A 12,763-nucleotide genomic window follows, 5' to 3' on the forward strand; every position below is an offset into this window, starting at 1 on the left:
ATCGTCCAGCCGCCACGAAGATCTTGCTTCACCCGAAAGTCAGGCTTCCTGAGAGCGGCGGTGCTCTGACAGCGCTCCCAGGGCCGTGACGCCGTGCTGCAGGCCCTCACGGAACGTCGCGCGCTGGCCCGGGCTCAGGTCGGCCAGCAGTGCCCGCTCCACCTCCACGACCGCCGGTGCGCAGTCGGCCAGCAGGGCCCTTCCGCTCTCGGTGAGGCCGGCCAGCAGGACGCGTTTGTTGCCCGATTTCGGCGTCCGCGCGATCAGCCCGCGGTTTTCCAGCGCCAGCACCATTTCGTGCATCGTCTGCGGCCGCAGGAAGGAGCGGCGGGCCAGCTGCGCCGACGACAGCGGGCCGCTGGCTTCGAGCACCGTCAGCGCGGTGTACTGCAGCGTGGTGAGCCCGAGCGGCCGCAGCGCGTCGTCGAGCAGCGCCCTGACCACCAGCTCGAGCCGTTTGACCAGGTAGAGGGTCAACGGCGCGCCGGCGGGGTGCTGCTCCGCGGAGGTGCTCACGCCGCCCATCATGACACGCGGCAGCCGATATGCTCCGATCATGGACCTCGGTCGGCAGACGCGTGTGCGGCAGGCCTTCGACACCTTCTTCCGGCCGCCCGGACCGCCGTCCGCGGACGCCGTGCTCGACCTGTTCCACCGGACCGCGGAAACCGTGCCGGCGTACCGGAAGTTCTTGCGGGAACACGGGATCGCGCCGGACGAAGTCACCACCATGGCCGACTTCCGGACGCTGCCGCTCGTCGACAAGGCCGGTTACCACCGCCGGTACCCGCTGCCCGAGCTGTGCCGCGACGGCACGTTCGCCGGCTGCGACATGATCGCCGTCTCGTCCGGATCGAGCGGGCGGCCGTCCGTCTGGCCCCGCGCGCTCGAGGACGAGCTGCACGTGGCGCGCCGGTTCGAGCAGGTGCTGGTGAACGCCTTCGAAGCCGACCGCCGCAGCACCCTCGCGGTGGTCTGCTTTCCCCTCGGCACCTGGGTGGGCGGCCTGTTCACCACGGCCTGCGTGCGCCACCTCGCGGCCAAGGGCTGCCCGATCACCGTGGTGGCGCCGGGCAACAACAAGGCGGAGATCCTGCGCGTGCTGCCCGAGCTCGCGCCGCACTTCGAGCAGGTGGTGCTGCTGGGCTACCCGCCGTTCGTCAAGGACGTCGTCGACACCGGCCTGACCGAAGGCGTCGACTGGCCCGCGTACGCGATCAAGCTGGTGCTGGCGGGCGAGGTGTTCAGCGAACAGTGGCGCGACCTCGTGGCTCAGCGGGCCGGGGTGGCCGACCCGGTCCGCGACATCGCGTCGCTGTACGGCACGGCCGACGCGGGCGTGCTCGGCACCGAAACCCCGGTGTCGGTCGGCATCCGCCGGTTCTTCGCCGGCCACCCGGACCTCGCGCGCGAAGTCTTCGGCGACGCGCGGCTCCCGACCCTGGTGCAGTACGACCCGGCCAGCCGCTTCTTCGAGGTGCACGACGGCACCCTCGTCTTCACCGCGGACGGCGGAATCCCGCTGATCCGCTACCACATCGCCGACGACGGCGGGATCCTGTCGCACGCCGAGCTGCTCGCCTACTGCGCCCGGCACGGCTTCACGCCGCCGCCCGGCCCGGAACTGCCGTTCGTGTTCGTGTTCGGCCGGTCCTTGTTCACGGTGTCGTTCTTCGGCGCGAACGTCTACCCGGAGAACGTCACCGTCGGCCTGGAGCAGCCCGGCATCAGCGACACCGTGACCGGCAAGTTCGTCATCGAGGCGGACGAGGACGCCGACCGGGACCGGCGGCTGCGGATCACCGTCGAGACGGCGCCGGGCGCGACCGCCGACGCCGGGCGGATCGCGGAGTCGGTGCGGGCGCAGCTGGTGCGGCTCAACAGCGAGTTCGCGCACTACGTCCCGGCGGAGCGGCAGCTGCCCGACGTCGTCCTGCGCCCCGCCGGCGATCCCGAGTACTTCCCGGCCGGGGTGAAGCACCGCTACACGCGGCCGTCCTAGGCGGCCCGGGAAAGCTTGCGGAACCGTTCGCGGCGCTCGTCGGCGGACGAGCCGTCGGCGATGTCGTCGTCGAACCACGAGCAGAGGGCGGCCCACAGTTCGGCGCGGGCGCCGAAGTCGTCCACTGCCACCGGGGCCTGCTCGAGCTCGGCGACGTCGCCGGCGAGCTGGTCGAGCCGGCGGTCGCACAGCCGCACGTACTCCCGGACGACGACGTTCGGGTCCAGCCCGGTCTTCACGCGCGGGCCGGCCGCGCCGCGCAGCTGGGCGTGCAGCCGGTCCTCGCAGTAGAGCGGGAAACCCGAGATGGACCCCGGGTAGCCCGAGTCGGCCGACCACTCGCGGAACGCGCAGATCGCCTGGTAGCGGGTGTACCAGTCCTGTTTGCCGGTGGCCAGCCGGGCCAGCTTGCGCCAGGCGTCGCGGTCGGCCGCGCGCCAGCGGTCGAGCGTCCGGCCGTCCGGGGCGGGGTCGAGGGCGCGGACCCGCCAGAAGTGCGCGCGGCAGCCGGCGATCTCGGCGACGAGCTGCCGGACGTAGCTGACCTGTTCCCAGACGTGGGCGCGCTGCGGGCGCAGCGGCGCGGCGCGGTCCGGGGAGAAGGTGACCATCTCGAACACCCGGAACAGCTCGTGGCCGCGCAGCGCGGCGAGGTCGGGGTCCTCCCCCATCACCCACGAACGGCGCTCGGGCAGCCGTCCGCTGTGGCTGATCGTCGCGGCGTGGTAGAGCTCGCGGACCGCGCGGCGGGCCACTTCGTCCCGCGCTTCGCCGTCGAGGCGCGGGTTGCGGGCGCGGTCGCGCAGGTCGCGCTCGCCGCGCGGGCCGACTTCCAGCATCGCGACGGCGTACACGCTCGCCGCGTTGTAGCACTCCTCCCACGACCTGCGCGGTCCCGCGGCTTCGACGGTGTCGTCGAGCACCCGCGGGTCCGGCGGCCAGCGCCGGTCCGGGCAGACGTCGGCCAGCCGCACCCGGCTGCCCGGATAGGCCGGCCGGGGCACCGGGACCGCGCCGGTGACCGGCTCGACGTCCGCCATCGCCCGGCGCAGCACCGCCCACACGAGGGAGAGGTCGAGCGCGCGGTTCGTCAGCTGCTGCCAGCTGCGGCGCCAGCGCCTGCCGAACCGGCGGTAGTCCTCGATGAGCCGTTCGATCTCGTACTGCGACAGCGCGCAGAAGTACGACCGCATCTCGGCGGCGCGCTGGTTGTACTCGGCCAGCTGCGCCGGGGTCGCCTGGTGGACGACGAGCTCCTCGGCCGGGACGCGCAGCACCCGCCGGTGCAGCTCGAGCCGCTTCTCGCGCGGGATCGCGTCGGGCCGCGTCCGGACGTCGAGGTCGACGTACCGGCGGAAGCGCAGCTCCAGCGCGGCCCGCAGTTCGGCCCGGCGCAGCGCCCGCGCGTCCCCGGGCGCGCCCGCGGTGGTGCGCCGCACCCACCAGGAGCCGGCCACGGAGTCGCCGTGGCCGAGGACCAGCGCGTGCCGGTAGCGGGCGATCAGCAGGGCGACGTCGCGGCCGCGGCCGGCGTGACGGGGCTGGCGCGCGAAGTCCGGGCCGATCCACCAGCGTGCGAGGGCGGGGTGGCCCCGGCTGCAGACGGTGATCACGTCGTCGTAGGTGGCGAGCGCGTCGAGGTGCAGGTCGAGTTGTTCCTGCAGGGCTCCGATCTCGAGTCTGATGTAGACGTTCGACGGGTCGAGGCTGACCGCCCGGTAGTACTCGGCGAGGGCTTCGTCGTAGCGGCGGTAGGTGATGAAGTGGTTGGCGCGCTGGTAGGCGTCGAAGAGCTCGTACGGGATCTTCGCGTCGCGCCAGGCGGCCCAGTGGATGTTCGTGCGGACGTAGGCGCTGCGCGGGATGACCAGGGCGGCGACGGCGTTCGCGGCCCGGTGCAGCACGCGCGGCCAGTTCTCGTCCTCGATCACCAGCGGGCTGGCGGCGAACCGCGGGACGCGGACGAGCTCCAGGATGAGCTGGTAGCGCCCGGCGGTGTTGCCCGGCCGGATGGTGCCGGTCACGGTGAACGCGGCGGGCGGCTGGGCGAGCCGGATCAGCTTGGTCGCGGCCTTCCACCAGCCGTCCGCGGAGTCGCCGGCGTGCTCGACGATCTGGATGAAGTCGTACGAGCTCCCCACCCCCGGCACCGGGGTCGGGGTGTAGAGGCGGGAGTCGTTGAGGAACCGCTTGAAGGTGGCGGTCAGCTCGACGGCCGAGTCGATCTCGCGGTCGTGGCTGCCTTCGGGCCGTTCGTCGAGGAACAGCCGGATGTCGATCTGGTTGGCCCGGAACGCGGCGGCTTCGAGCCGGGCTTTGCCGACGAAGTACAGCGTCAGGACCGCGGAGACGACCACGATGGACGTCTGCAGGACGGTCCAGGTGATGACGCTCGCGACCTTCGGGTCGCGGACGAAGGTCCAGTTCTGGAAGAACGGCAGGTACGGCACGACCGCGAAGCCGGCCGCGACGAGCCCGGCCGTCACCGCCGCCAGCCACCACCTGATCCGGTGAGCCTCCGGCAGCTCGGCCTGGTCGAAGCCGCCGTGTCGTCGCGCGGACACCGTCGATCACCCCCTCGTGTCAGGTTACTCGCGGAGGGGGTGCGGTTCGTTACGGCCCGTGATCCGCGAGCTCGGCGATCACCTGGGCGTGGCACGGTTCGGGCACGCACCAGCACCCGAGCCGGCGGCCGCGCAGCTCCGGCAGGAGGGCGAGCAGGTCCGGCCGGGCCAGGAGGTGCTCGCGGTACTTGGCGAGGACCTCCTCGCGGGAGCCGTCCTTGCCGGGCTTGAAGGGGCTGGCCAGCCGGGAGCCTGCCAGGTGCCAGCCACCCCGGTGCATCGGCCGCCCGACGTAGACGACGTCGGCGTAGTCCGGGTCGTCCCGGTGCCCCTTGAGGTTCACGACCGTGGTGGGCATCCGGCCTCCTCGGAGTGGTCGGCGATCGGGGTCCGAACCCGCAACCTAACGCCGGTGCCGGAGGGCCGCTACCCCGCCGACTGACGGAAGTCGGCCACCAGCTCGTCCAGCCGGCGCCGGGCCCGCGCCCCGTCCGGGCCGGTCAGCTCCGCCCGGGACGGCAGCACCGCCGTCAACCCCCAGGCGCGCCCGCGCGCCCACGTCGCGTCGTCGATGTCCAGCAGCGCGCGGAACTCCCGCCGTCCCTCCGCCGGCAGCACCGCCCACGCCGCGATCAGGTCGCACGCCGGGTCGCCCACCGCCAGGGTGCCGAAGTCGATCACCGCGCTCAACCGCCCCTCGTGGGCCAGGAGGTTCCCCGGAGCCGGGTCGCCGTGGATCCACACCGGGGGCCCGTCCCACGGCGGAGCCGCCCGGGCCGCTTCCCACACCGCCGCCACCGCGTCGATGTCGATCAGGCCGTCCAGCGCCTCGATGCGCGCGGCGAGGCGGGCCGGGGCGATCGCCGAATCGCGCTCGTCCGTCATGGCCACCCCGCGGAAGCCGTTGCTCCACTGCGGCGGCGGCCCGCCGGTGGCGTCCACCCGCCACAACGCCGCGAAGAACCCCGCCAGGGCGGAGGCCTCGACCCGGTCCGGATCCACCGCCTCGCCGGGCAGCCAGCGCAGGACCGACCACGGGAAGGGGTACCCCGCACCCGGCCGGCCCTCGCCCAGCGGGACCGGGACGGGCAGCGGCAGCTCCGGTGCCAGCTTCGGCAGCCATTCCTGTTCCCGCGCCACCTGCCCGGCCCAGCGCGCGTACCGCGGCAGCCGCACCGACATGTCCGGCCCCAGCCGGTACGTCGCGTTGTCCACACCCTGCGTCGGCGCCGGCTCGACCGGGAGCCCCGCCCACCGCGGGAACTGGGTCTCCACCAGGCGCCGGACCACCGGCACCGTGATGGTCGCTTCGCCGGAAGACAGATCACCGGTGGCCAAGGGACCCCTCTCGTCGTCGGTGGCCGTCGCCTCCGATCCCACCGGCCCATGGCCCGGGCTGTCCACTCAATATGGCTTACCTAGTGCATATGCACTATGCTGAAGGCTCACGGTTGAGCCGTCAGCCGCTGCCGGACGTTCCACGCCCGGGCCGGCAGGCTGCCTTCACCGGCGCCCCGACCCTGCGTCCGGACTGTCCCCGCTGCCGACGAAAGGGTGTGCCGCGATGGTTCCTGAACCGCGCTCGGCCGACCACGAGCTCACCACCACCGACTGGATGAACGCCGGCGGCCACATGTCGCTGCGCGTGCTCCGGCCCGGCCTCCACACCGTCCTCGTCCAGGTGACCGGCGAGATCGACCTGAGCACCGCCCGCCGCTTGGACGAGGTCCTCCAGTCCCGCATCCGCAGCCAGGTCGACGAGGTCGTCATCGACCTCTCGGGCGTCACGTTCTTCTCGGTCGCCGGGCTGAACTCGCTGCTGCGGGCCCAGCTCCTCGCCGACACCGCGGGGGCTCACCTCACGGTGGACCCCGGGCGGTCACGCGCGGTGCGGCGACTCTTCGCCCTGCTGCCGGCGGACTTCGACGGCGTCGCGAACGCCCGGCCGGTGCGGTGACGCCTCACGAAGACGACTGACGGCCCAGCCGCCGGACGGCCTCGACGATCGCGGTGTTCGGCGCGCCTTTGACCAGGTACTCGGTGACGCCGGCCGCGGCCAGCCCGGCGATCGAAGCCCGGTCGGCGTAGGCGGAGAAGGCCAGGATGGCGGTGTCCGGGCTGCGGCGCGCGATTTCCCGGGCCGCCCGGGCGCCGCCCCCGCCCGGCATCCGGACGTCGAGGACGGCGACCGCGGGCCGGTGCTGCTCGGCGAGCCGGATCGCCTCGTCGACGTCGCCGGCGACCGCGACCACGGCGATGTCCGGCTCTTCGTCCAGGACCTCCCTGAGGACGTCACGGATCATCACGTCGTCGTCGGAGATCAGCACCCGCAGCTCGGTCACGGTTCCAGTCCCGTCACGTCGGGCAGCTTCGGCAGCCAGAACTCGACGGTCGTGCCCCGGCCGGGTACGCCGGTCACCGACAGCCAGCCGTGCGCCGCCTCCGCCCGTTCGTGCATCTCGACCATGCCGAAGTGCCCCGCGCCGGCGTCGTCCCCGCTCGTGCCGACGCCGTCGTCGGTGATCCGCACGAGCGTTCCGTTGTCCACTGTGGACAACGTGACGTCGACCCGGGTGGCACGGGCGTGCTTGTGGACGTTGCTCAGCGCCTCCTGGCAGATCCGGTACACCGTGATCGCCGCCTCCGGGGACGGCTCCTCGGTGAGGTTGTCGCGCACCGAGTGCGCCAGCCCCCAGCGGCGGCCGACCTCGTCGACGTAGCCGGACACCGCCTCCACCAGGCCGCTGCGGTCGAGCTCCGGCGGCCGCAGCCGGGACACCAGGCCCCGCAGCCGGGCGATGGCGGCCTGCACCGACTCGTCGAGCCCGCCGACGGCGCTCGCGTGCGGTTCCGGCAGCCGGGACGCGAGCAGCTGCAGCCGCATGCCGACGGCCACCATGGACTGGATCGACTCGTCGTGGACGTCCCAGGCGATCCGGCGCCGTTCCACTTCCTGCGCGTCGACGAGGTGACCGACCAGCCGCCGGCGTTCGCGCAGCGCCTGTTCGGCGTTGCGGCGCTCGGTCATGTCCCGGGTGACCTTCCCGAAACCCTGCAACCGCCGCTGCTCGTCGTACAACGCCGTGATCACCACGTTCGCCCAGAACCGGGTGCCGTCCTTCCGCACCCGCCACCCCTCGTCCTCCAGCCGCCCCTGCTCGACCGCGACCTCGAGCTCCCACGCCGGCTTCCCGGCCGCCACGTCCTCCGCCGGGTAGAACACCGAAAAGTGCTGCCCGATGATTTCCTCCGCCGAGTACCCCTTGATCCGCTCCGCGCCCGTGTTCCAGCTCGAGATGTGCCCACCGGGATCCAGCATGAAGATGCCGTAGTCCTGGACGCTCTGCACCAGCAGGCGGAACCGCTCTTCGCTTTCCCGCAGCGCCAGCTCGGCCTCACGGCGCTCGGTCACGTCCCGGGTGACCTTCCCGAAACCCTGCAACCGCCGCTGCTCGTCGTACAACGCCGTGATCACCACGTTCGCCCAGAACCGGGTGCCGTCCTTCCGCACCCGCCACCCCTCGTCCTCCAGCCGCCCCTGCTCGACCGCGACTTCCAGCTCCCGGGCCGGCTTCCCGGCCGCCACGTCCTCCGCCGGGTAGAACACCGAAAAGTGCTGCCCGATGATCTCCCCCGCCGCATACCCCTTGATCCGCTCCGCCCCCGCGTTCCAGCTCGCGATCCGCCCACCCGGATCCAGCATGAAAATCGCGTAGTCCACCACGCCCTGCACCAGCAGGCGGAACCGGTCGTCGCCGGGCCGGCGCGCATCGTCCATGCGGCAACTCTGCCGGATGACCGCGCGGCCGGCGCGGCGCGGCGCGCGCGGCTCAGCCGGCGAGTTCGGCGGACGTGGCGGGCAGCGCACACCAGACCACCTTCCCGTGGCCCTGGCGCGCGGTTCCCCACGCCAGGGACAGGCGCTCCACCAGGGCGAGGCCCCAGCCCCCGTCGGCGCCCGCGCGCCGTCGCACCGGGGGTGCCGGGTCGTCGTCGAACACCTCGACGCGGACGTGCGCGTCGCCCATGCTCAACCGCAGGACCGGGTGACCGCCACCGTGCTGCAGGGCGTTCGTCGCGAGCTCGGTGACGACCAGCAGAGCGTCCTCGACGGCGACGTCACCGGCCCAGGCCAGCAGGGTGAGCCGGGTGAACCGGCGCACGACGGCGAGCCCGCCCGCCAGGTCGGTCAGGGCGCACTCCGCGGTGAGAGGGGCCGGGGTGTTCACGCCGTCCAGCGTGCGCGACGCCGCCGGTTCGCACGAGATGCAAACCGCCACCCCGCGGCTGATGCAGCTGCATCAGCCGATGAGGCCCTCCCGGCGGGCCACGGCGACGGCTTCGAGCTTCGACCGCGCCCCGAGCTTCTCCAGCACCCGCTGGACGTGGTTGCGCGTGGTGTTGCGGGAGACGCCCAGCCGCCGTCCGATCTCGTCGGTGGTGGCGCCCTCCGCGAGCAGGTCGAGGGTTTCGCGCTCGCGCGCGGTCAGCGCCGCGCCGCCCTCGGACACCCGGCCGGTGAGCCGGTCGAAGACCCCGGGCAGCAGCTCCGGGTCGAACACGACCCCGCCGGCGGCCACGTCCCGCACGGCGGACTCCAGCACGCCGAGCTGCGACGACTTGAGCAGCAGACCGGCCCCGCCCGCCTTGGCCACCTGCACGGCGACCGCCGGGGTCGCGTCGCCGGTCAGCACCAGCACCCGCGCGCCCCCCGCCCCGAGCTCCGCGATGACGCCGAGGGCGTCACCGTCGGCGAGCCGCCGGTCGAGCACGACGACATCCGGTTCGTGCTCGCGCGCGTCGGCGACGGCCTCCGCCCGGGACCGGGCGCGGCCGACCACGGTGATCCCGGCGGCGCGGTCGAGGGCGAGCTGCAGCGCCTCGGCGACCATGTCGTGGTCCTCCACGAGGAGGACGCGGACGGGACTGGGTTCATCGGCGCTGCTCACGGAGTTCCCTCGCTGGACGGTCGCGGACGGCCCATCCTAGGCGGTCGGCGCCGCGGCTTCCCGCGGTGGCGGCGCTCGTCACCAGGCCGGGGAACTCGGCCGCAGCAACCCTTCGGGGCCGGTGACCGGAAGCCAGTCGACGAGGTCCTCGTGGTGACCCGCCGCGCGGAACACCGGCGGGCGGAACGAGCCGGCCGGCGGCCCGGCGACCCGCAGCAGCTCGAGGAACCGGGCGACCGCGCGCGGCGGCGGCAGCACTTCGTCGCCGCCGAGGTAGGCGAGCACCTTCGCCGCACCGGCACCCGCGGGCTCGACGACCGCCGACCAGCCGTGCACCTCGTCCCAGATGAGGGCCAGGTCGTGCCCCGGCAGGTCCGGGAGCCGCCGGTCGAGGGCGACGTACCCGGAGCTGGGCACGTCGAGGTCGAGCGAACACGACTCGAACCCGACGCCGACGGCGCGGGCGACCCGGGCGAGGTAGGCGCGCAGGCCCCGGGCGAAGTGGTACTCGATGTCCCTGCCGAAGTCGATGAGGGTGTCCATGTTCTCGCCTCCCGCGCCGCCGCAGCGCCGGAATACCCCGTTCGAGCGACGATCACACTTCCGGGTTACTCCTCGATCGCGCCACCGACGGCACGCAGGTGCGCGCGGAAGGTCAGGGCCGGGTCCGCTTCGCGCGCCGCGAGGAAGTCCCCGAAGCGGACCTGCTCGCGCAGCGGCTCGCCGGCCCGGATCCGGTCGGCCTGGCGGCGTTCGGTGTCGCGGATCGTCTCGGCGAGCGTGAACAGCTCACCGGCGCGGGCCAGCGGGACGAAGAGGACGCCGTCGTCGTCGCCCAGCACCAGGTCCGACGGCCCGATCCGCCAGGGGCCGACGACCGCTTCGGCCAGCCCGCCGTCGACGCGCGGGCCCAGGCCCAGCGGGCCGGTGGGGATCGAGCCGAGGCTGAACACGGGGAGCCCGATGGCCCGGATGTCGGCGGTGTCGCGGTGCAGGCCCCAGATCACCACCCCGGACAGCCCGGCGGCGCGCGCCTCGAGCACCACGAGGTCGCCGACGCAGCTCTCGTCGAGGCGGCCGCCGTTGTCGACCACCAGCACCCCGCCGGGGGTGGCGGTTCCGAACGCCTCCAGGAAGACGTCGACGCTGCCGACGTGCCGGGCCGGGACCGCCGGGCCGAGCAGGCGGGTGCCCGGCACCACCGCGCGGGTCGGCGGCGGTGCGCAGCGCACCGGGAGCCCGGCACGGATGCACGCGTCGGCGAGGTGGGCGGTGGTCAGCGTCGCGAAGCGCGTTCTCAGGTCGTCCATGGCGGACAGCTAACCACCGTTGTGCGTTTCGGTGGTCACCCACGCCAGGTACGCGGCGCTGCCGCCGACGATCGGGGTGGCGATCACCTCGGGCAGGTCGTAGCCGTGGAGTTCCCGGATGCGTTCGGTCAGCGCGGGCACCCGGTCGGCGGTCGTCTTGATCTCGACGCGCCACTCCTGGTCGGTCCGGATCGCGCCGTCCCACCGGTAGACGCTGGTGATCGGGCCGACGACCTGGGCACAGGCCCCCAGCCGCGCTTCCACCGCCTGCGCGGCCAGGTCGCGGGCCGCCGCCTCGGAATCGGTCGTGGACGTCACGATCACGTGCTCTGCCGCCATTCCGCGAGGTTACCGGCGCGGGTTCAGGTCGTGGCCTTCGTGCTCGTCGTGGACGGCGGTGTGGGGGTCGTCGTGGGGGTCGTGGTGCGGGTCGGCGTGGTGGTGCGGGTGGGCGTCTTGCGCCGGGTGGTCGCCGGCGGGTTCGTCCGCGGGGGCGCCGCCGTCGTGTGGGTGGTCTGCGGTTCTTCCGGGGACGGCACCGTCACGAGGCTCGGCGTCTCGCTCGCCGAACCCGACGCCGGCGGGGTCGTGCCACCGGACGGGCTGCCGCCGGAGTTGCTCACCGCGACGGCGACCCCGCCGATCGCCACCACCGCGACCGCGCACAGGCCGATGACCACCCCGCGGCGCGAAGCGCGCCGTCCCGGGCTCGAGCCGTCGGCCTTGCCGCGTCCGAGCGACGGCGGCGGCGCCCCGGCACCGAACCCCGGCGTCGCCATCGCGCGGATTTCCTCGCGGGGCGCGGGCACCCGTGGCGGCTCCGGCGGCGGGACGGGCCGGACCGCCGGCTGCGACCGCGTCGCCTGCACCCGCCCGGACCGGCCGGAGGCCAGTGCCGCGGCGCCGAGCGCGACGCCGTACTTCGGGTGGATGTCGACCGCGGTGGGCCGGCCGAGCTCGGCCGACACCAGCCGGGAGACCAGCGGGATCCGCGAGGAGCCGCCGACCAGCAGCACCGCGCCGAGGTCGGCCGGGCGCAGGTTCGCCGAGCGCAGCGCCCGGTGCAGCGAGCCGATGGTCGCGGTGATCGACGGGCGGATCATCTCCTCGAACTCGCCGCGGGTCAGCCGCACCTCGGTCTGCACCGACGGCAGCAGCACCGGGACGGCGGTTTCGGTGTCGGCGGACAGGGCTTCCTTCGCCAGCACGCACTCCTGGCGCAGCCGCACGACCGCGGCCACCGCGCCCGGGTCGTCCGGGTCGAGCTGCGAGAGCTTCCCGTCGAGCGCGCGGTCGACGTGCCCGAAGACGGCTTCGTCGAAGTCGACGCCGCCGAGGCCCTCGATGCCCTCCGGGGTGCCGAGGATCTCGAACCCGCCCCCGCGCTTGCGGAGCACGGTCGCGTCGAAGGTGCCGCCGCCGAGGTCGTACACCGCGACGACGGCGCCGTCGTCCAGGCGTTCCTGGGCCGCGTAGTGCGCCGCCGCGGCTTCGGGCTCGGTGACCAGGCCGACGCGGTCGATCCCGGTCAGCCGGGGCACCTGCTCGAACAGCTCCCGCTTGTAGGGCCCCCAGTTCGCCGGGTGGGTCAGGGTGATCCGGTCGGGGCGGCCGCCCTGCTGCCCGGCGACCGTCCGCACCACGTACCCGAGCAGGTGGGCCATCAGCGAGGCCACCGAATGCGGTGCGCCGCCGAGCAGCACCGGCGTCGGGTCGCCGAGGCGCCGCTTGAACTCCCGCGCCACGCGGTCCGGTTCGACGGACGCGCGCCGGCTCGCCGCGTCCCCGGCCAGCACGCCGCCGTCTGCCCGCAGCAGCACCACCGACGGGATGGCCGCCGTGCGGTCGCCGAGCGACACCATTTCGACGTGGCCGGCACGGTCGACGGCGGCGGCCGTGAAGGTCGTGCCGAGGTCGATGCCCAGTCCGTAGCCCATG

The 12,763-nt window shown here is 73.8% G+C and carries 14 protein-coding genes; 2 read left to right on the plus strand and 12 right to left on the minus strand.

Annotation, left to right across the window (positions count from 1 at the left end):
* Nucleotides 1-39 precede the first annotated feature (39 nt).
* Complete coding sequence (locus ACH54P_RS06795) at nucleotides 40-528, minus strand: MarR family winged helix-turn-helix transcriptional regulator (RefSeq protein WP_489916339.1); 489 nt, start codon at nucleotides 526-528, stop codon at nucleotides 40-42.
* Nucleotides 529-556: 28 nt separating this feature from the next.
* Between ACH54P_RS06795 and ACH54P_RS06800 the strand changes: the two genes are divergently transcribed.
* Nucleotides 557-2,002 (plus strand): phenylacetate--CoA ligase family protein, encoded by a 1,446-nt coding sequence (locus ACH54P_RS06800; protein ID WP_489911467.1) that lies wholly within the window; start codon nucleotides 557-559, stop codon nucleotides 2,000-2,002.
* On the opposite strand, the gene ACH54P_RS06805 is transcribed toward ACH54P_RS06800, so the two are convergent.
* The 3 genes from ACH54P_RS06805 to ACH54P_RS06815 all read right to left on the minus strand — a co-directional run bounded on the left by ACH54P_RS06805 (nucleotide 1,999) and on the right by ACH54P_RS06815 (nucleotide 5,904).
* Nucleotides 1,999-4,566: a tetratricopeptide repeat protein gene (locus ACH54P_RS06805; RefSeq protein ID WP_489911468.1), complete on the minus strand. Its 2,568-nt coding sequence runs from the start codon at nucleotides 4,564-4,566 to the stop codon at nucleotides 1,999-2,001. The two genes, ACH54P_RS06800 and ACH54P_RS06805, sit on opposite strands and share 4 nt — an antisense overlap.
* A gap of 49 nt (nucleotides 4,567-4,615) precedes the next feature.
* Entirely contained in the window at nucleotides 4,616-4,924 is a 309-nt protein-coding gene (locus ACH54P_RS06810) for a DUF4326 domain-containing protein (protein WP_489911469.1), read from the minus strand.
* Between the two features lie 68 nt (nucleotides 4,925-4,992).
* On the minus strand, nucleotides 4,993-5,904 hold the full coding sequence (locus ACH54P_RS06815) for an aminoglycoside phosphotransferase family protein (RefSeq protein WP_489911470.1): 912 nt from the start codon (nucleotides 5,902-5,904) through the stop codon (nucleotides 4,993-4,995).
* A gap of 226 nt (nucleotides 5,905-6,130) precedes the next feature.
* Here ACH54P_RS06815 and ACH54P_RS06820 point away from each other — a divergent pair, with 226 nt between their 5' ends.
* Nucleotides 6,131-6,523 carry an STAS domain-containing protein gene (locus ACH54P_RS06820; RefSeq protein WP_489911471.1) on the plus strand — a complete coding sequence of 131 codons (393 nt, stop codon included), beginning with the start codon at nucleotides 6,131-6,133 and terminating at the stop codon, nucleotides 6,521-6,523.
* A 4-nt stretch (nucleotides 6,524-6,527) separates the two neighbouring features.
* Here the strand turns inward: ACH54P_RS06820 and ACH54P_RS06825 are convergent, their stop codons facing one another.
* From ACH54P_RS06825 to ACH54P_RS06860, 8 genes are all read right to left on the minus strand, one after another.
* Entirely contained in the window at nucleotides 6,528-6,908 is a 381-nt protein-coding gene (locus ACH54P_RS06825) for a response regulator (protein ID WP_489911472.1), read from the minus strand.
* On the minus strand, nucleotides 6,905-8,344 hold the full coding sequence (locus ACH54P_RS06830) for a PAS domain-containing sensor histidine kinase (RefSeq protein ID WP_489911473.1): 1,440 nt from the start codon (nucleotides 8,342-8,344) through the stop codon (nucleotides 6,905-6,907). The genes ACH54P_RS06825 and ACH54P_RS06830 overlap by 4 nt, the downstream gene beginning before the upstream one ends.
* Nucleotides 8,345-8,396: 52 nt before the next feature.
* Nucleotides 8,397-8,795 (minus strand): ATP-binding protein, encoded by a 399-nt coding sequence (locus tag ACH54P_RS06835; RefSeq protein ID WP_489911474.1) that lies wholly within the window; start codon nucleotides 8,793-8,795, stop codon nucleotides 8,397-8,399.
* Between the two features lie 72 nt (nucleotides 8,796-8,867).
* Nucleotides 8,868-9,515, minus strand: coding sequence for a response regulator (locus tag ACH54P_RS06840; RefSeq protein ID WP_489911475.1), 648 nt, complete (start codon nucleotides 9,513-9,515; stop codon nucleotides 8,868-8,870).
* 78 nt (nucleotides 9,516-9,593) lie between these two features.
* Nucleotides 9,594-10,058, minus strand: a complete 465-nt coding sequence (locus tag ACH54P_RS06845; protein WP_489911476.1) for a DUF6292 family protein — start codon at nucleotides 10,056-10,058, stop codon at nucleotides 9,594-9,596.
* A gap of 65 nt (nucleotides 10,059-10,123) precedes the next feature.
* Nucleotides 10,124-10,825 carry an RraA family protein gene (locus ACH54P_RS06850; protein WP_489911477.1) on the minus strand — a complete coding sequence of 234 codons (702 nt, stop codon included), beginning with the start codon at nucleotides 10,823-10,825 and terminating at the stop codon, nucleotides 10,124-10,126.
* Between the two features lie 9 nt (nucleotides 10,826-10,834).
* Entirely contained in the window at nucleotides 10,835-11,164 is a 330-nt protein-coding gene (gene cutA, locus ACH54P_RS06855) for a divalent-cation tolerance protein CutA (RefSeq protein ID WP_489911478.1), read from the minus strand.
* A 23-nt stretch (nucleotides 11,165-11,187) separates the two neighbouring features.
* Entirely contained in the window at nucleotides 11,188-12,762 is a 1,575-nt protein-coding gene (locus ACH54P_RS06860) for an Hsp70 family protein (RefSeq protein WP_489911479.1), read from the minus strand.
* Nucleotide 12,763: the final 1 nt, after the last annotated feature.

This window comes from Amycolatopsis sp. N2S4-7, assembly GCF_058119595.1.